21 protein-coding genes, 1 pseudogene and 1 riboswitch are annotated in these 19,228 nt (G+C 29.9%); of the genes and pseudogenes, 16 read left to right on the forward strand and 6 right to left on the reverse strand.

Annotated features, from left to right (window positions below):
* Positions 1–557: pseudogene (locus tag BUA92_RS23625) on the reverse strand (hypothetical protein); the annotation flags it as partial.
* Positions 558–761: 204 nt separating this feature from the next.
* Here BUA92_RS23625 and BUA92_RS16695 point away from each other — a divergent pair.
* Both BUA92_RS16695 and BUA92_RS16700 read left to right on the forward strand, forming a co-directional pair.
* The gene (locus BUA92_RS16695; RefSeq protein ID WP_175550922.1) at positions 762–1,310 is read left to right on the forward strand and encodes a sigma-70 family RNA polymerase sigma factor; all 549 of its coding nucleotides are present in this window, start codon (positions 762–764) and stop codon (positions 1,308–1,310) included.
* Positions 1,303–1,977, forward strand: coding sequence for a hypothetical protein (locus BUA92_RS16700; RefSeq protein WP_073021446.1), 675 nt, complete (start codon positions 1,303–1,305; stop codon positions 1,975–1,977). Before BUA92_RS16695 ends, BUA92_RS16700 begins: the two co-directional genes overlap by 8 nt.
* A gap of 77 nt (positions 1,978–2,054) precedes the next feature.
* Here BUA92_RS16700 and BUA92_RS16705 read toward each other — a convergent pair whose 3' ends face one another.
* From BUA92_RS16705 to BUA92_RS16715, 3 genes are all read right to left on the reverse strand, one after another.
* A complete protein-coding gene (locus tag BUA92_RS16705; protein ID WP_073021597.1) occupies positions 2,055–3,395 on the reverse strand; it encodes an MATE family efflux transporter in 1,341 nt (446 codons plus the stop codon).
* Positions 3,396–3,524: 129 nt separating this feature from the next.
* Positions 3,525–5,918, reverse strand: coding sequence for a glycyl radical protein (locus BUA92_RS16710; RefSeq protein WP_073021448.1), 2,394 nt, complete (start codon positions 5,916–5,918; stop codon positions 3,525–3,527).
* A gap of 5 nt (positions 5,919–5,923) precedes the next feature.
* Positions 5,924–6,826: a glycyl-radical enzyme activating protein gene (locus BUA92_RS16715; RefSeq protein WP_073021451.1), complete on the reverse strand. Its 903-nt coding sequence runs from the start codon at positions 6,824–6,826 to the stop codon at positions 5,924–5,926.
* A gap of 185 nt (positions 6,827–7,011) precedes the next feature.
* On the opposite strand from BUA92_RS16715, the gene BUA92_RS16720 reads away from it, so the two are divergent.
* From BUA92_RS16720 to BUA92_RS16740, 5 genes are all read left to right on the forward strand, one after another.
* Positions 7,012–7,773, forward strand: a complete 762-nt coding sequence (locus BUA92_RS16720) for a DeoR/GlpR family DNA-binding transcription regulator (protein ID WP_073021453.1) — start codon at positions 7,012–7,014, stop codon at positions 7,771–7,773.
* An 862-nt stretch (positions 7,774–8,635) separates the two neighbouring features.
* A riboswitch (cyclic di-GMP riboswitch) is annotated at positions 8,636–8,719 on the forward strand.
* Positions 8,720–8,863: 144 nt separating this feature from the next.
* Positions 8,864–10,180 (forward strand): methyl-accepting chemotaxis protein, encoded by a 1,317-nt coding sequence (locus BUA92_RS16725; protein ID WP_073021455.1) that lies wholly within the window; start codon positions 8,864–8,866, stop codon positions 10,178–10,180.
* A gap of 35 nt (positions 10,181–10,215) precedes the next feature.
* The gene (locus BUA92_RS16730) at positions 10,216–10,647 is read left to right on the forward strand and encodes a GAF domain-containing protein (protein WP_073021457.1); all 432 of its coding nucleotides are present in this window, start codon (positions 10,216–10,218) and stop codon (positions 10,645–10,647) included.
* A gap of 16 nt (positions 10,648–10,663) precedes the next feature.
* Positions 10,664–12,289, forward strand: a complete 1,626-nt coding sequence (locus BUA92_RS16735) for a thiamine pyrophosphate-binding protein (RefSeq protein WP_073021459.1) — start codon at positions 10,664–10,666, stop codon at positions 12,287–12,289.
* Positions 12,290–12,345: 56 nt separating this feature from the next.
* Positions 12,346–12,705, forward strand: a complete 360-nt coding sequence (locus BUA92_RS16740) for a hypothetical protein (protein ID WP_021800276.1) — start codon at positions 12,346–12,348, stop codon at positions 12,703–12,705.
* A 60-nt stretch (positions 12,706–12,765) separates the two neighbouring features.
* Here the strand turns inward: BUA92_RS16740 and BUA92_RS16745 are convergent, their stop codons facing one another.
* Both BUA92_RS16745 and BUA92_RS16750 read right to left on the reverse strand, forming a co-directional pair.
* A complete protein-coding gene (locus tag BUA92_RS16745; protein WP_073021461.1) occupies positions 12,766–13,794 on the reverse strand; it encodes a 3-oxoacyl-[acyl-carrier-protein] synthase III C-terminal domain-containing protein in 1,029 nt (342 codons plus the stop codon).
* A 47-nt stretch (positions 13,795–13,841) separates the two neighbouring features.
* A complete protein-coding gene (locus BUA92_RS16750) occupies positions 13,842–14,915 on the reverse strand; it encodes a 2,3-butanediol dehydrogenase (RefSeq protein ID WP_073021463.1) in 1,074 nt (357 codons plus the stop codon).
* A 373-nt stretch (positions 14,916–15,288) separates the two neighbouring features.
* On the opposite strand from BUA92_RS16750, the gene BUA92_RS16755 reads away from it, so the two are divergent.
* The 9 genes from BUA92_RS16755 to BUA92_RS16790 all read left to right on the forward strand — a co-directional run bounded on the left by BUA92_RS16755 (position 15,289) and on the right by BUA92_RS16790 (position 19,185).
* Positions 15,289–15,573, forward strand: coding sequence for a hypothetical protein (locus BUA92_RS16755; protein WP_073021466.1), 285 nt, complete (start codon positions 15,289–15,291; stop codon positions 15,571–15,573).
* Between the two features lie 43 nt (positions 15,574–15,616).
* On the forward strand, positions 15,617–15,775 hold the full coding sequence (locus BUA92_RS23385) for a hypothetical protein (protein WP_175550923.1): 159 nt from the start codon (positions 15,617–15,619) through the stop codon (positions 15,773–15,775).
* Between the two features lie 22 nt (positions 15,776–15,797).
* Positions 15,798–16,049 carry a hypothetical protein gene (locus tag BUA92_RS16760; RefSeq protein ID WP_073021469.1) on the forward strand — a complete coding sequence of 84 codons (252 nt, stop codon included), beginning with the start codon at positions 15,798–15,800 and terminating at the stop codon, positions 16,047–16,049.
* A gap of 81 nt (positions 16,050–16,130) precedes the next feature.
* A complete protein-coding gene (locus BUA92_RS16765) occupies positions 16,131–16,403 on the forward strand; it encodes a hypothetical protein (RefSeq protein ID WP_073021471.1) in 273 nt (90 codons plus the stop codon).
* A 40-nt stretch (positions 16,404–16,443) separates the two neighbouring features.
* Positions 16,444–17,193, forward strand: coding sequence for a hypothetical protein (locus BUA92_RS16770; RefSeq protein WP_139259365.1), 750 nt, complete (start codon positions 16,444–16,446; stop codon positions 17,191–17,193).
* Between the two features lie 75 nt (positions 17,194–17,268).
* Positions 17,269–17,562 (forward strand): hypothetical protein, encoded by a 294-nt coding sequence (locus BUA92_RS16775; protein WP_073021475.1) that lies wholly within the window; start codon positions 17,269–17,271, stop codon positions 17,560–17,562.
* 121 nt (positions 17,563–17,683) lie between these two features.
* On the forward strand, positions 17,684–18,478 hold the full coding sequence (locus BUA92_RS16780; RefSeq protein ID WP_083553564.1) for an EFR1 family ferrodoxin: 795 nt from the start codon (positions 17,684–17,686) through the stop codon (positions 18,476–18,478).
* A gap of 121 nt (positions 18,479–18,599) precedes the next feature.
* The gene (locus BUA92_RS16785) at positions 18,600–18,788 is read left to right on the forward strand and encodes a hypothetical protein (protein WP_021800281.1); all 189 of its coding nucleotides are present in this window, start codon (positions 18,600–18,602) and stop codon (positions 18,786–18,788) included.
* A 127-nt stretch (positions 18,789–18,915) separates the two neighbouring features.
* Positions 18,916–19,185 carry an ATP cone domain-containing protein gene (locus tag BUA92_RS16790; RefSeq protein ID WP_073021478.1) on the forward strand — a complete coding sequence of 90 codons (270 nt, stop codon included), beginning with the start codon at positions 18,916–18,918 and terminating at the stop codon, positions 19,183–19,185.
* Positions 19,186–19,228: the final 43 nt, after the last annotated feature.

The raw sequence follows: 19,228 nt of genomic DNA on the forward strand, positions 1-19,228 counted from the left end.
GTTGCTCCAGTAGCTCCGGTAACACCAGTAGCTCCAGTGGCACCTGTTGGACCAGTAACGCCGGTAGCACCAGTAGCTCCAGTTGCACCTGTTGCACCAGTAACACCGGTAGCTCCAGTAATACCGGTAGCACCGGTAGCACTTGTAGCAACAATATCATCTTGTATTATAACTAAAGTTGCCTTAACAGGCACAGATGTGCCAAGAATAGCAGTTCCTGAACCAGTATAATCCAGTGTTAATGTTACAGGAGCTACTGTTACATCAACAATACCAACTCCAACGACTTCCCCGGTTTTGGTAGGAGAATTTCCTTCAAGATTATCACCTTGCGATGAAACAGCAGTAAATACAACAAAACTTGGACTAGTAGATGTTTGAGTGGCTACCCACCAATCTAAAACATATCTTCCAGCTTCATTGAAGGTTATTACGCCAGTACCTGAGTTGTATGAAATATTTCCAGAACTATAGACTACCGTATCAAATATAAGACTTGAGCCAGAATCTACATTACCTCCAGCTAAACGTTCAATTTGTAAAGCTATATTACTCATGGTATTCCTCCGAATATTAAAAAATTAAGATATACTATTAAAAAAAATATATCATCTTGTTATATTATGTTTTTATTTAACTGATTGTGAAATAAAATATACACATATAAAGTAATATATTTTATTAATTGATGACAGATTAGTGTATTAATTAAAGAATAAATAAATGAAAAGGAAATTAGGATATTAAAAGAGGTGATGATAGTGACGGGTAACCAGGAAAGTGCTCTCATAAAAGGCATAATTAAAAGAGATAAAGAAAGTCTTATGAAGCTAATGGATATCTATGGTAAGTTGATATATTATATAGCAGGAACTATATTAATAGAGCCTTACGAAAAGGAAAGTATAGAAGATTGTTATAATGAAGTGTTTACGGCTATTTGGTTTAATATAGATTGCTTCAACTTAGATAAAGGCAGTTTTAAGAATTGGATAATCGCCATAACTAGATATAAGGCAATAGACATTAAGAAGAAAAATTTAAAGCACAATCAGAATATAGAATATGATGATGAGTTAGTAAGCAATCAGGAAAATGAATTAGAAAGAATAGAAAACTTGGAGTTGATTAATGAACTTCTAAACACACTAGATAAGAAAGATAGGAATATATTTATTAAAAGATATCTTAGAGGAGAGTCAATTAAGGAAATATCTAAGGATGCGGGTTTCTCAGAAGAGTATATCTATACTAGAATATCTAGGGCTAGGAAAAAATTAAAAAAGATAGTTGGTGAGATTAATGAATGATAGAGAGGTATTAGAACTTTTAAACTCTGTTGAATATAGTGAAGAAGAAATTAAAAATTTAGAAGAAAAGGCTATTAGTAGAAGTAATTCTATTGGAGAGGATTTATATAAAATAAAAAACGATAGGGTGTTAAGAAATATAGCTTTTATAGAATTAGAGAGAAAGATTAAAAGTTATTTAGAAAAAGATGAAAATATTAAATATAAAATGATGGTTCTTCAAAGTTATCTTGAGAAAAAAATATTTGCAAGGTATGTAGGTGATTGGGGCGGAAAGGTAGCTATTTATATGGGCTTGCTTGTAACTAATAAGAGAATTTTTGTTTTTAGGTTGGATCATTTTTACGAAGTTTTAGAGGAGTATAGTAATGATATAAATAATTTAGAGAGCTTTACTGATTTATGGAAAAAGTGCGACACAATTTCCTTAAACTTTAAAGATGGAAAAAATGTTTTTCCAAGACCTTTTGAAAAAGAAAATAAAGAAATTTTTTTAGATATGATAAGGTATTTAAGAGAAAGTACAAACGCTCCTTTTGTGGAAATAAAAAGACCGAAGGTTGGTGTAATCTTTTGGATAATGGCGGTTCTAGCCCTAGCAGCTTTTATTGGAATAGGGATAGATGCGTTTAAGCTGTTTATGGAGAGTTTAAGGAACATACCTTAGTTTATTTATAAAAATATATATTTTTTGGGGTAATAGAAAAAGCTGCCTACTAATTGTTTAGTATTGCAGCTATTTTGTTAGCAAGCTAATCTTGCTATTACTAGTTTCTCTTTCCACTTACCTCTTTTAAATCTTATAAAGTAGAGAGTTCCCCTTACGGTCCAGTCAATAAACATTCCGCTCCAAACTCCTATAAGTCCAAGATTTAAGGTGATTCCTAAAAAATAACCAAGAGTAATTCTAAATAGCCACATTCCTATAAGTGCAGTAACCATTGTGTATTTTGCATCTCCAGCTCCTTTTAACCCAGCAGGAAGAACAAAGGAGATAGACCACATAGGAATACATAGTGAATATAGTATACACACACGTCTTGCTAAGTTAATTATTTCTGGATCACTTGTATACAATCTAGGGATTAACCCTGAGAAAGGTAAAAATGCTAAAGCCATAGCAATTAAAGAAACAGTTGATAGCTTGGTTATATAACCTAAAGTATCGCTTGCTTCATCGGTTTCACCTTTACCCATATGTTGACCAACTAATGCTGTAGCAGCTATGCATAAGGCATTTCCAGGAATATTAAGCATTCCACCAATAGAGCTAGTTATAGTATTTGCAGCAATGGAGGCTGTCCCCATGCCTACTATAAATACTTGAGTTATTAACTTACCTCCATTAAAAACTAAGGATTCTATACTAGCAGGTACACCCACTGAAAAAATTGGTTTTAATAGAGTTAAATCAAATTTAAATTTTTTAAGGTCTGTTAGTTTAAGTATACTTGAACCTCTTAATAATACGCCAAGAACAATAAAGGCACCTATACTTCTAGCTAGGGCTATACCTAAAGCAGCGCCTACTATTCCAAAGCTAAAAATATTTATAAATGCAAAAGTAAAAACAACGTTCATTACATTCATAAATATGGTTATCTTCATAGGGGTTTTAGTGTCACCAGCACCTCTTAAGATTCCGTTGCAAAGAAGATCCATTGTGATTAAGGGATAAGTCAATAGAGTAATAGATAAATATATATTTGCTGAACGTATAACTTCAGCTTCAGCAGATCCAAATAGGAAAGAAAGAATAAGCTTCTTAAAGATAAACATAAGTAGAGTAATAGATATTGATATAAGTATAGAAGAGTAAAGGGCTTGCTTCATGGAGGCATTTGCTTTTTTTATGTTAGATTGTCCTACGAATTGAGCAACAACTACCATTCCACCAACTGCAAGGGCAGAGAAAAAGGCAATTACTATATTGTTTATGGAATCAACCATACCAATTGCAGAAACTGCCTCTTTTCCTATATGACCAGCCATCATTGTATTAATCATTCCCATGGACATTACGAATAATTGTTCAGCCAATATTGGTAGGGTTAAGCTAATAACATCTTTTCGAATAAACTTCATTTTTGCACCTTCAATAATATCCTTCCGTAGCATATTTTAATCTCATATCAATTATATACCTAAGTAGAATATTATCAAAGTTAGTTAAGCCTCATTGAACTATGAGAGAGCGCCTCTAGGGGATATAGATTAGAATCTCTGCTGAGTTCGGCTTATTATGTCGTTTTGAGTAGTAGGATCTAAAGTTATAAATTGTGCACAGTATCCGGCAACCCTTACTATTATATCTCTATACTCCTCAGGGTTCTTTTGAGCGCTTATTAAAGTTTCAGTTGACATTATATTAAATTGAATATGCCATCCTTTTATGGCTATAAAGCTTTTAATAAACATAAGGAATTTTTGAAATCCGATATCATTATTTATTAAGTCAGGTGAAAATCTTACATTTAATAATTGTCCCCCAGTCATTAGAATGTTAGGAAGTTTTGATATAGTTTTAAGCACTGAAGTTGGTCCTTTAATATCTGTTCCTTGAACTGGAGAACAACCTTCAGCTGCAGGAGTCCATGCTTTTCTTCCATCAGGGGTAGCACCTGTAACACAACCCATAGGAACATTTGAGGAAATACCAGAGGTTGATAAACCATAACTGCCGCCAATAGGACCTTTACCAAACCTAGTATTTTTATACTTGGAAATTTCATTAATATAGGTATCATAAATATCTGAAGCTATGGAATCAACATAGTCAATGTCATTTCCGTACTTAGGAGCATTTTCTAATAAGGTTCTTATCTTTTCTCCTTTAAGTCCTGAGAAATCAGTTTCTATAGCATTTATGACCTCTTCTAAGGTAAGAGCTTTATCCTCGTACACAACTTTCTTTAATGCAGCAAAACAGTTTGCTGCATTAGAAAGCCCAACCTGAAGTCCTGACACTATATCATAAACCGCACCACCTTCTTTAGCTGTTTTAGCTCTTTCTATACAGTCATCTATTAAGGAAGAGCAAAAAATATCTGGATATTCTAAAAGCATAGTGTCTGCTATTTTATCTGATACTACGGAAAGTTTAGTATAATATTCAATATTCTTTTCCCATGCTTTCCATAGAGAAGTGTAATCAGTAAAATCTTTTAGACTTCCATTTCCCTTTAAAAGAGTATAGCCGGTTCTTTTATCTAAACCATCATTTATAGTAAGCTCAAAAGCTTTTAGAAGATTTAAAAAAGTCATTCCAGTACATCTATATCCCCATTTTCCTGGAACAGCGACCTCAACACATCCAACCATAGTATAGTTGAAGGCATCTTTAAGACTTACTCCTTTATTTAATAAAGCAGGAATTATAATCTCGTCATTATGAAGGGCAGGCATACCAAAACCAGTTGAAATTACTTCAGTACATTCTCTTAAAAATTTCTCAGAAGTGTTTAAATGAACTCTTGCAGAAAGGTTAGGTTGAGTAAGTTTTGCTTCACCCACACTTTCTAGAATTAAAAAGCTTAATTCATTTACTGCATCTGAATAATCAGAATTAGAACCACCTATAGTCACGTTTTGATAAGTTGGGTAACCAGCTCCATAACCTGAATGAGAGGTTGACCTTATTTTAAGTATGGAATAGAGCTTTATCCATAAGCATTGAAGAAGTTCTTTTGCAAAGTCCTTATCTAAATTATCATTTTTATAATATTTATAAAGATATTGATCTGCTCTTCCTAAAGATGCAGAGTGACCATTACTTTCTATTTGAATTGCTAAGTGCACAAACCATATCATCTGCACAGCTTCATAGAAGTTTTTAGGAGGATTTTTAGGAACATTTTTGCAGACTTCTGATATTTTAAGAAGTTCAGTTTTTCTATTTTCATCCTTCTCTTTTAAACTTAAATCATAAGTAAGAGCTGAATATCTTTCTCCAAATTCTATGATACTTTTATTAACTATAACAATAGATTTAAGGAAAGCAATTTCTCTAAAAGCATCATTTTCACTTATATCAACCCTAGATAATCTTTCTTCAGTTTCTTTTATGATTCCACTTAAACCTAATCTTAAAGCCTTCTCAAAATCAGGAACTATATGTCCATCTCCTGAAGTCATATTTCCTTCTCCGTGGATAACCTTTATTTCGGATGCTACTTTAACCTCTTCTGGCATAATCACCATACATTTATCCTTTAAGGTTTTTCCCTTCCAATATTGTATAATTTCTAAAAGTTCCTCTTTATGCTGTTCTGGCAAATAAAAATTATCACCATCTCTTGTGTTGAAATTACCTTTTTCTAAAAGTTCTTTTTCCATCCAATCAACAGCATACTCTGGAAATACTGGAGCAGTTCTTTCCTCTGAAGCTTGATTTCCTACTATTAATTCACCTTCTTTAATATATATGTGCATGTTTTTTAAAGTTTTTTCTAAAGCTCTAGCCCTTTTAATATATACAGGCTCAGCTTCATTTTCTTTATAGGCTTCTGTAACAAATCTAGCTCTTTCTATGCATACCATTGGAGTTTGTGAAAGTACAGATTCTCTTAGTTTTTTTATTCTTTCACTTTTAATTTCATATTGTTTCATAATACTTATCCCCCTATAATACATTTTATTTTTGACTCTTCTATGAGAGTTTTAAGCTTATTAAGATATTCAGGTATAGGCTTATCGATATGGTCTAGATTATAATTTTTCTGAAGTCGTCTATATTTATCAAGACCTAGAGTATGATAAGGCAGAAGGTGAATTTCTTTTATATTATTTTCTTTAGCTATATTTATGGAGTTTTGAATATTTTCTATACTGTCATTTAGATTAGTGATTAAAGGAATTCTAATAATTACTTCCTTATTTAAATCTTTTAAAAGCTGAAGATTTTTTAAGATAAGAGAGTTATCCACTCCAGTAAGAGTTTTATGGGTATACTTATCCACATGTTTTAAGTCAAATAGGAAAAGATCTGTGTACAAACTTAAATTTTTTAATTTATCCGTATCTCCGAAGCCTGTAGTTTCTAAGGTGGTATGTACATAATTTTCCTTTAAAAGTTTAAAAAGATCTAAAACAAAGTCAACATTCATTAAAGCCTCACCACCAGAAACAGTTACCCCTCCACCAGATTGGTTATAGAATAAGAAGTCTTTCATAACTTCATTAAAAACATCATCAACAGTCATAGTTTTAGCTACAAGTTTTAAAGAAGAGGTAGGGCAAAACTTTACACAAAGGTCGCAGCCAGTACATTTATTTCTGTTTATGACCATACCTTCAGAGGAAATATTTAAGGCATTTTCTTTACATGCCTTAATACAAGCACCGCAGTTTATACAGCTGGATTTATTGTAATAAAGCTCATTTTCTTTTCTCTGAGTCTCAGGATTACTACACCAAAGGCATCTAAGTGGGCAACCTTTAAGAAAAACTACGGTTCTAATACCAGGTCCATCATGGATAGCATAATGTTCTATTTCACATACTAGAGTGCTCCTCAAAACAATTCATCTCCCTTAATAGTATATTCAATATCATTTATTACTGTTTATTATCATTTTATGTTATTTAATACCAAAGGTCAATATTCATAAATAGAGAAAAATCTTTATTTTTGCTTGCTTATGCTATAAAATATAGGGTATATCAATTGTTATTACTTAGTATCAATTAAGGTGGTTGAAAAATGTTTATTGAAGAGAGATTAAATAAAATTATAGATATATTAAAAGAAGAGGGAAGGGTATATGTTAAAGACTTAAGCGAAAGATTTGATATGTCTGAACCTGCAATTAGAAAGGATTTGCAAAGACTTGAGAAGGAAGGAAAGTTAAAGAGAACTTACGGAGGAGCTATTCTTGAAAGAGGAAAAAGCGAAAGTTCAAGTATTCAAACGAGACTTATAAAAAATACCAACATAAAAAATACATTGATAGAGAAAGCATTTAATGAAATCAAAGATGGAGAAGTAATATTTTTAGACATATCAAGTATTAATTATCTTTTAGCAAAACTAATAATAGAAAGAAATAAAAAAGTTACTCTAGTAACAAATATGGTAGAAATATCTGCACTAATTAATGATAATGTGGAGACTGAGTTACTTTGTATTGGAGGTACATATAATAAAACCCTAGGAGGGGTAATAGGTTCTACAGCTATTGAAAATATCTCTAGATATAGAGCGGATAAAGCTTTTATAGGAAGCTGTGGAGTTAATGTACATGAAGGCACTCTAAGTAATTTTGATCTAGAAGAAGGAAATACAAAAAAGGCAATAATGAATCACTCAAAAAAAGTATATGCATTAATAGAAAATGAGAAATTTAACTTAGATGGCTCCTATAACTTCGCAAAGCTTGAAGATATAGACACTATAATTACTGAAGAAAAACCGGATAAAGGCATATTAAAAATACTTGATGAAAGTGGAATTAATATAATTTAATTAATAAAATAAGAGTCCCTATACTGTAAAATAGCAGCTACAGTATAGGGATATTTTTGTTTTACAAACTCAAGTTAATTAGCTAAAGGAATTTTATGAAACTATAGAGGAGTAGAGAAGTAGAGAAGTAGAGAAGGAGAACTTTAGAGAAGGAGAGCCGTAGGGAAGTAGAGGAGTAGAGATGTAGGGAAGTTGAGGAATAGAGATGTACACCTATGCCCTGTAGAAGCGTTCCCCAGCTTCATCAAATCATTTAGTTGAAGAAAATAAAAAGTAATTTAATGAGACTTGCACCGCTATTCGGTAGACGCGATTCTCAGCGTCAGTCTAATCCTTTTAACTGCTGATCTGTAGAAGTTCGAAGAACTTCATTAGATTCCTGTTAGATTATTGGCCATAAAGTAGAACAACCGTATAGTAAAAGAACCATATAGTGGAACAGCCATATAGTCGACAAACCATAAAGTGGAATAGCTGTATAGTGGAATAACCGTAAAGTGGAATAACCATAAAGTTGACAAACCATAAAGTAGAATAACCATACACATTTATTTGGTAGACGCGCTTCCCAGCGTCAGTCTAATCATTTTAGTTGAATAAAAAGGAAATCTAAGTCAGTAAGCTTAGTTAGGGGGGATGGAGAGATTAAAGTATCTAATAATGCTTACGAAGAAAGAAATAATATTACTTTTGATGATGAATATAAATGAGACTTTTACTAAAATCAAGTGATAATTAATCAACAAATTTACATTAAATATTAAATAATGACAAAATAATACTTAATATTCCAAAATATCCTTCGTAATTTATTGTAATTGTGAGAAATTGTGGTATACTTAAATAGTGAAATTCTTTAAAAACTTAAAAAAGGCAAACTTATTGAAAAGTAAGGACGCAAAGCTATGGGTCTAACGGGGTATCCTATGATTGCCAGGTTGCTAAGTTAATGCATGTCAAAGATAGCATTTCTTAGTGTTATCTTTTTTTTGATTTTTAGATTCAAGGTTTATGAAAATTTGGAATGTTAAGTAAAGGTCATTGTATTAAAATATATAATTAAAATAAATTGGCTATGGGAGGAAATAACTTGAAAAATTCAAAAAAGTCTATGATTTTACTTTGGATAGGTAGTACATTTGCAATCATTTTAATTCAAGCTGTTTTTAATTATCTTAGAGGAATGGCTATGCTTAAGGATTTAGGATATTTTAATGCAGAATCAGGCATTGGATTAAGAAACATTACTGTTAGTTCTTTATTATTGAGTATTTTAGTAGCAATTATTTTTTATGTTTGTTTTATGATTATCTCAAATAAGAAAAATAATAAATCAATTAATAAAGAAAATGAAGAAGAAAAGTTACAAGTGCAAAAAATAAGTGATATTTCAAAAGCAAAAAATAATGATGAAGCTTTAGAAATTTGTAGGGAATTAAATAGCAGTACTGAAGAAGTTAGTGTTTCAATTAGTGAATTATCAAATTTCACAGAAAGCCAAGCAGTAAGCATTGAACAGTTATCGGCTTCTATGGAAGAGATGTCAAGTGGAATAGAACAGACAGCGGAAAATATTCAACAGGCTTCGAATTTTGTGTCAACCATACATGCAACAATAAGCGTATTAACTGATTCTATAGCTGAGGTTGCAGAAGCAGCGGAAGTTCTTACTAAGGAATCAGGTAATGCAAGAGTTGCTGTTAGTGATGGTAATGAAATAATTACTACTGCTATTAGTGAAATGAATAATGTTTCAACTAGGATAAGAGATTTGGCCGATTCTATACTTGTATTAGGTAAATCAGCTGAGGAAATAGGCAAAATAATTGAAGTAATAAAAAATATAGCTAATCAAACTAACATGCTATCATTAAATGCAAGTATTGAGGCTGCTAGAGCTGGAGAATATGGTAGAGGTTTTGCAGTTGTTGCAAGATCTATAAAGGAATTATCAGATAGAAGTAAGGATGCAACAACAAGCATTGGGGATATAATTAGAAAAATACAATTAGATATTAAAGAAGCAGTGGACAAGTCAAATAAAGGACTTGAGGAGTTGGAAACTGGAATGTCTCTAGTTAAAGCTAGTGGAGATTCTATTAGTAAAATTTTATCTGTAGTAGATAAAACTAACCAGTATGCGGTTTCAGTAACAGAGAGCACAAGGCTTCAAGATGAATCTCGTAGGGAAGTTATGGAGTCTGTTGATGAATTAACTAGTGTAGTTCAAGAAATATCTGCTACAACAATGGAGGAATCTGCAAGCATACAACAGATAGCATCAGGTGTTGAAGAGGTTAAAGGATGCATAGAAGAATTAGCTGCAGGAACAGAGGAAATCACTACAGTTACATCAGCTATATCAGGAAGATGGAAAGAGCTTATGGTACTGTTAGATGAAAAATAATTAATACATAAAAAGGTAGTTGAAAGGGTTAGATTATGGCATATGATATTTTAGATGAATTATTTGAGAAAATAAGCAAAGTAACAAGTTTAAAGGATGTTGCGTACCATCAAATCAAAGAAGGAAAACTTAATCCTATTCATAAGACAAGTACTGATACTTTAGGTATTGATAAATGGAAAAGTGGGCATTATGCAAATCCAGTGTATATAAAAGATACTTTTGTATTACAGGAAATTGTAAGAACTAAAGAATATGTTGCTATTTCAGACACAAAAAATGATACCAGGTCATCAGAAGCTTTCTTTTTCTTTGGAGTAGATAGTAATTTAATTATACCTGTAATCAAAAATGATGAAGTTGAAGGAATAGTATGTACAGTATCTATTAATGAAATTCATAATTTTACTCAAGAAGAAATAGATGAGTGTGTAAAATTAGTAAATGACTACAAGGATAAGCTATAAGTTAGGAGAATTTGAGATGAGAATAAGTAATTCAATATTGAAGTGTTTAAAAGCAGCTGATGTTAAGCATGTTTTTGGTATTCCTGCGGGAACAGTAAGTCCAATTTATGATGCAATGAATGATGAAGATATATTACCTATTGTAACCAAAAATGAAGCAGGAGCAGCATATGCAGCTGCTAGATATGCAAATATATCAGGAAAGTTAGGGGTTTGCATAGTAGCGGGAGCAGTAGGAGTTAATAATATGATCAATGGTATCGCTGATGCAGCTAGAGCAAAAGCACCAGTTCTTATTATTTCAGGATATGTTAACCGCTGGCAAATAGGTAAAGGAGCACTGCAAGAACTTGATACAGAAAATATATTAAAACCTATCACAAAATATAGTGAAACTATTCTTGATGAAAATAAGGTTATAGAGAGTCTTAAGAAAGCTATAACTATTGCACTTACGCCGCCACATGGACCTGTACATATTTCTATACCATTAGATATTCAGCTTATGCAGTTTGAAGACGATATAAACTGGGACTTTTTGAATCCAAGTGATAAGATTATCGAAGCTAATCCTAATGATATTAAGGAAGCTACGGATATAATAAATAATTCTAAACATGGAGTAATAATGGTAGGTAAAGGATGTAGAAGACTTGGAGATGAAGTAGTTGAATTAAGTAAACATCTTAATTGGCCAATTATAACTACACCAGAAGGAAAAGGGGTTATACCTTCTACCTATAAATTGAATTATGGTAATTTTGGATATTCAAGTACTGATGCAGCGTTAAATCTAGCTTATTCAGGAGAGGTTGACTGTTTACTAATTCTTGGAACAAGCCTTGGTGAATCAGCAACATGTAACTTTAATACTAAACTTATAGAAGGTAAAAAAGTTATTCATGTTGATTGGGATAAGAAAGAACTTGGTAAAGTTTTTGATGAAGATTTAAAAATTCATGGAGATTTAAGACAAGTAGTACCGGAGTTAATTAGAAACACACAAAAATCCGCTGAAGAGCCTGAGATTAGACCAGAACTTAATGGTGATTATGTAAAAAATCATACAGGTGTTTCTTTAAGATTATTTTTAGATAGAATCACAGAATTTGTTCCTAAAAATACCCTTTATCTTTCTGATTTAGGAGAGCATATGAACTTTGTGTTCAAATATTTAAACATACCTGAAGAAGGAAATTTTGAAGTGAATCTTAACTATGCTGCTATGGGGTCAGCAATAGGTGGAGCTGTTGGAGCATATTTAGTAGAAGAAAACAGACCTGTGGCTGTATTTTCAGGCGATGGTTCATTCTTTATGAATGGAACAGAAATTTTAACTGCTAAAGAAAATAATATGCCAATTATATATTTTATAATCAACAATTCAATGCTTGCCTATGTTGATCATGGTCATAAGTTTTTATATGGCAGAAGTTTAGAAGTATTTAAACAAGAGAGAGTTTCAATAGCTGATATGATGAATGCAGTTGGAGTAAAATCTATGAGAATTGAGAGTATTGAGGACATAATAAAGATTGATGATTTTACTAAAGATTTAAATGGGCCTTGTGTTATTGAGATAATAACAGATGGAACTGAACCAGCTCCAATTATGGACAGACTTAAATCATTAAAGAATTAAAATATATGAAAATATATTTAATATAAATAATTTGCGAATTAAAAGGAGAGAGTTAAATGAATAATATCGAAGTAAACAAAGAGAAAAGTGTAATCTATGTAGTTTGTAAAGGAATGATCGCTAGAGCAGAAGCTTTAGAAATACTTCAAAAGTTAAAAGATACTTTTGGAAGTGTAAACACGGCATCATACAATTTAATAATCGATTCAAAAGAAGTAAAAACTACTCCTGCAGATGCTGTTGATGTATTACAATCAGTAATGGAAATATACACAGTAACTAAATTTAAGAATAAATTCTTTGTAGTTCCAGAAAGTGCTATAACTAACATGCAAAATAAGAGAGCTGATTCAAATGATTTCATGGGACAAGTTATACTTGTAAAATCTTATGAAGATGCTATAGCTAAGATTTAATAAAATAATACATAAAAAAGAGAACCAGAATTTTGGTTCTCTTTTTTCATATATATCTAATTAGAATTTATAGTATAGTGCCATAGTTGAAAAACCAACACCAGATCCTACAAATATTACGCTAGAGCCTTCTTTAACTTTTCCTTTATTTAAAGCATCTTTAATTGAGAAAATAACGCAGCTTGTACCAGTATAACCTATATTTCTTGAAACAAAGTTATAGTGCTCATCTATATTTTCTATATCTAATGCCTTTAATGTATCAGTTATTAGAGGTTCAGTAAACTGTGGAAGAGCAAAAAAGTCTATATCAAATTGTGTTTTTTGATGCTCAGAAAGTAAATCTTTTATCATGTCTGACCATATGCTTGGATAATTAGCAGACTCTACAGGATAAGAGAACCATTTTAACTCTTCTTTATCAGTAACATCAGTTCTTAAATATCTTGAGAATCCATTAATTGGGCTTTGAGATGTTGCATGTTGATCTGAATCTGTATAAGAAACAGAGTCAATAACTCCTCTTTGGTAAGATTCTTCAACAGCTTCTAATACCACTGCGGAAGCTGAATCTCCAAAGGTTGCATATGTAAGGAAATCATCTTTTCTAGCTATTGAACTTATTAAAACACTTCCTACTATTAATGCCTTTTTAAATCTTTTATTAGTTTTCATAGTTCTACTTACTTGATCTAAACCAAGAGTCATACCTAAACAGTTTGCGTTAATATCATATACTAACTTTGCATTTTTTGCACCAATAGCATTTACTAATTTAATTGCATTAGTTGGAGTTGTAAATTCAGGACTATCTGTAGAGAAAACAACCATATCTAATTCCTCTGGATTAGTATTTGATTCTTTAAGAGCAATTAAAGCTGCTTCTGTACTCATAGTTATAATTGTTTCATCTAAATCTGTGGAGATATGTCTGTAATCTCTACCTATAGATTCTAAAGCGCCTGTAATGTCTATTCCTTTTAATTCTTTAAAGTGATTAATATAATATTCATTATCTACTTTATTATCAGGAAGATAAGTTCCTACTCCTATTATATTTACATTAAGAAATTTTTGATTATTTTCCATTATGCGACACCTCACGTTTATTATTATATTTTTCTTTTAGTAAGTTTTTATAACAATGATTTATCTGGGGTAACAAGGATTTTTACATGGTTCTTTTTATCAGGACCACATAGTGTTTCGAATCCTTCTTCAACTATGTCATCAAGGTGAATTTTTTTAGTTATCCATCCTTCAGTTTTTATATTTCCATTATTCATATGAGCTATTGTAGTTGGATAATTATTTCTATAACCCATTGTACCTACAATTTTTTTCTCGAAAAATACTAAGAAGTTTGGATTGAATTTTACTTCGCTTTCCCAAAGGCTTGTAATAACAAGTGTTCCATCGGATTTAATGCTGTTAAAAGCAGTTGTAAAGCCTATTTCAGAACCTGTTGTTTCGAAAGCAGCATCTACTCCTACTCCCCCAGTAATCTCCATTATCTTGGAAACAACATCAACTTCGTTTGGATCAAGAATTATATCTGCTCCAGCACGTTTTGCATATTCTTGTCTTACTGATTTTCTTTGAAAACAAATTACAAGACTTGCTCCAGCTGCTTTTAAGCATTCTATAGTTCCAAGACCAATTGGACCAGCTCCAAGAACTAAGGCAGTTTGTCCGATTTTGAAGTTTGCTCTATCTATTGAGTGCATTCCAACAGTTACTGGCTCAGCTAAGGCTGCTCTTTCATAAGATAATTCATCAGGAATTTTATGTACAAATCTTTCAGGTAGTACACTATATTCAGAAAATCCTCCTATAGTACCACACTGTCCATGGCATCCTAAGCTTGTACATAAGTTATACTTACCTTCAAGACATGATGGACATTTGCCACAAACTATCATAGGTTCAGCAACAACTCTATCACCAATTTTAAGTTTAGATACATTACTGCCTACTTCAACAATTTCACCAGAAAACTCATGCCCAAGAACTACAGGAGCAGTTTTTCCGCTAAGTGGATGAGGGTGTTCTGTAGGAATCAAAATAGGACCTGCTACATATTCATGTAAATCTGATCCACAAATTCCACACCATTTTACTTTGATTTTTACTGAATCATTAGGGACACTTGGTTCGTCGATTTCCTCAATTCGCATATCTTTCTTATTGTACCAAAAAGCTGCTTTCATAATAAAATCCTCCTAAAGATGAAATATATGTAATTTTAAGTACAATTATATCATAAAAAAAGGAAAAATAGTATTAAGATTATTATGAAAATTTGATTAAATTTAAAAAATAATTTAACTAATTTAGTATGGGAAGTATTGAGAATACAAAAAGAACTAAAATTTTACAAATTTCTAAGTTTAAGGATTAAATATAATTTTAAGAGTTGGAAAAGGAAAGATGGAATTATATAGAGAATTCGTGTAGATAATCTACGATTATTGCTAATTTTTATACGTTTATTACATTGTGAACATTAATAGTAGATAACGTGCTAATATTAATTTATATATACATAGTTTTAATAAATGAAAATTAAGGGAGAGAGAATCAATGAGGAAACTTGAAATACATAAAAAAGATTTTATAATATATACAATTATAAATATTGTTGCACTATCAGTAGCTATGATTGATTTAACTGTTAATGGAGATAGTAGAGTGCTATCATTTTTTCCTATAATTACACTTGGGATTTTTATCTTCCTTATTGTGAGATTTATAAGAATTGCGATAGGAAATATTAATGTAAGTGAGAATGAGGAATGCTTCTATAATTTATATAATAGGGGATGCCTTATTTTTCTAATAGGAATGTGTTTATTTAAAATATTTTAAGCAGTTAGAGTAAAATGAGGTTTAGGGGGAGGCGGATTGTTGGATGAAAAGAAAATATACGCTGCTTGTATGTTCTATTATTATTGCTATGATATTGAATGATATTTTTATGGCAATGGAGTTGGTTTGGTACATTCAACTTATTCCATTTATATTTATTTTATTAATATATCTATTAATGTCTCTTAAGATAAAGAGATAAATTGTGTATAAGGAGTAAATTTATGAAGGTCTCTAAATATAGAAATTCGCTTATATATTCAGTAGTAGTAAGTGTGACTATATTCATTATCAATATATATTTGATAATTATCAATGAAACTGTTATGGTACCGTTAAATTTAGTTTTAGTATCTCTTTTTAATAGCAATCTTATTAATAGAAATACAGGAATTACAAAGAGAGAAAAGAAAATTATATTATCGATAACAGTTATAAACATTTTATCAGTATTTATATGTATGGCTATATATTAATAAGCACTAGATAATTTATATAATGAATAAAGAGAAGTAAGATATTATCAACTAAAAATAAATAAACTTGAAGAGGTGGACATGATTTTTGATTTCTTTATAGAAATAATTATTTCAGCAGTAGTAACAATATTTATAATTTTTAATTGCAAAAAAATTAGATTTATAACTATACATAGGATAATAGCTTGGATATTAGTTATACTATTATTTCTAGTAAATGTTGGTTTAAATGTTCTTTATAAAGAGAATAGACAAATAATTTTATTAGTAGTTTATTCTATAGTACAACCTATAATATATATACTATTTATATATTTAATTTTAAGTTTAAAAAAGAAGAATGGGCGGTAAGGTAGTATTGTTTAGAAATTATAATATTATAAGGAAAGATATGATTTTTGCTATTATAGCATATAGTTTATGTGTTATTTATTCAATTTTTATAAGTAAGGAGAGTGACTATAATCATTTAAAAAACGGACTAATTATACTTCTTCTGTTTTACTCTCAGCTAATATTGATTACTGTAAATTCTGTTTATATTAATAAAAGTAAAACCATATATTCTAAAGATATAGTTCAATATAAAAATTCAGAGTTAAGTTTGAGATTTATAATATTCTTAATTACAAACTTAAATTTAGATAGGGTTGGGTTAAGAATGACCTTAGGTAATAGGCTAGCTGTAATTGCAATAGGAATAGTATCAAGCGGGATTATATTTTTATATCAATATGCTATAAGAAAAGAAAGCAGTATTTTAGTTAGATCAAGAAAAATAGACAAGCAAAAGCTAGAAGGGATTAGTTTATTAGGAATGATTTTGTATACATATTCTATATATATAGGTAGATATGCTGAGTTAGATACTTTAGCATTGAAACTGATAGCTTTCTATATTGCTATAATGGTAATTTTTAAAAAGCTAAAAGAGTTTTATGTAGATTTAAGAAAAAAAAGATTGCTTTTTATTATGGTAAGCTTAGGTGTTGGATTTCTTATAAATTTTATTGGTGCAATAGTTTTTATTTATGTAGGAGAAGAAAACATTGTTGATTTTTATAGTATAAAAGATATTATGATTATAGTAGGAATAATCTGTGCATTACCTCTATTAAAAGTTTATAATAATGTAAATTAAATACTGAAAACCTTTTAAAAATAAATTGCTGTGATATAATGTTAATATTATATAGTTTAAAAGGATGGGAAATAGATGGAAAAGGATAAGAAAAACAATAATGAAGAAAAGAAACAAAGCACTCAACTACCTGCATTATTTTATCTTTCTTTAGGAGTTATTTTATATTTTTCAGGTAAGATGAAAAATGATGGAACTATAACTGTTGAATCTGGAATAGGGATTTTACTTTTAGCTATAGGTGCAGTAAAGGTTGTACTTTATTTTATAAAAAAGAAAAAAACTCCAAAGGTTGAAGAAGTTAAAGAGCCTGTTATAGAGAACAAAAATAATAAAAATAATAAAAAAGGTAAAAAGAAAAATAAGTAAGATTAAATAGGTAGATAAATATTTAAAATTTATCTACCTTGTTTTTATTAACATAAAATGAAAGAATTTGTATTTGTATTTTCTATAAATTTATTTATACTTATTCTAGGGGATAATTTTTATGGGGAGAAAAGAAATGAATACAATTATATACTATTTTACTGGAACAGGTAATTCTCTCTATATAGCTAGAGAAACGGCTTGCTATTTAGGTGATTGCGAAATAGTTCCTATAGCTAAGCTAATAAATGAAGAAAACATAGAATGTAATTATGATAAAGTTGGTGTAATTTTTCCAATGTATTATGGAGGGTTACCTAAAATTGTTGTGGAATTTATGGAAAAATTAAAAGTTAAAGAAAATACATATGTATTTGCTATTAGTACTAAAGGTGGTACAGAAGGTGTACCTATGAAGCAAATTGATTCTATATTGAAAAAACAAAATAATAAATTAAGTTTTAGCCATTATGTTACTATGCCGGATAATTATATTAAAATATATAAGGTTAAAAATGATGAATATATTAAAAATCTAATCGAAAAAGAAAAAAGAATTTTATTGAGAGAATTAAACTTAGTTAAGGATAATAAAATAAAACCTATAAAAAAAGGCTTATATTATTATACTATTTCACCTCTTTATAGAAGTCTTATCAGAAACGTAAATTTTAAAGATCAAAAACTTGTTATAGATGGAAATTGTACAAGGTGTGGTTTGTGTCAAAAGATATGCCCTGTTGATAATATATATCTAGTGAATGGAGTTCCAAGCTGGAAACATCAATGTCAACAATGCATGGCATGTATACAAGCCTGCCCTAAAAAGTCTATAAATATAGGTAAAAAGACGGTTAATAGAAAAAGATACATAAATCCCTATGTTCATGTTAATGATATAATTAATCAAAAATAATAATTTAATGTTATAAAATTTATGTTAAATTAGTTAAGTATTTAGTAGTATTTTAATCTTATAAAAGATAATAATAATATTGTGTTCGATCACAAATATTATTTTCTTGGAGGGATTTATAATGAAAAATGCAAGACAAAATGTAGAATGTTCAATAGATGATTTACAGAAGGTTAAACAACATTTGGATCAGGCTCTACAAAGTGTAGAAAAACAAGAAAACAAAGCAAGAATACAACAAACTTGTGATGCAGTACAAAGTGCTTTAACAAAAGCTCAAGATACAATAAGTAACTATGTAGAATCATAAAGATTATAGGGAGCAGCCTTTAATAATAGGCAGCTCCTTATTTTTGTTATGAAGAAACTTGAAACAAGAATATATTTCTAAATAAATATTAAATTAAATGTTATAATAAAAGAAAAGAGGTGTTTTTATGGAAATTATAAAAAAAGACGGAAGAATAGAGATTTTTAATAAAAAGAAATTATCTACTAGCATTGAAAATTCAGCCAGAGATAATGAAACATATTTAAATGAATCAGATTTAAATTTTCTTGTAGGATATATTGAAAATATGGTTAAAAACTTAAGAAAAGATAATTCTAATACTTCATCTTATGAGATAAAAGGATTAGTTAGTGAAGCTTTAATAGATAATGGGTTTAAAGATATTTTAAATAAATATTTAGGGTTAAATAATTAGGTAAGAATTTATTCTTGCCTTACTTTTATAATGAGGTGATTTT

This window comes from Clostridium intestinale DSM 6191 (assembly GCF_900130055.1).
Lineage (GTDB): Bacteria > Bacillota > Clostridia > Clostridiales > Clostridiaceae > Clostridium_T > Clostridium_T intestinale.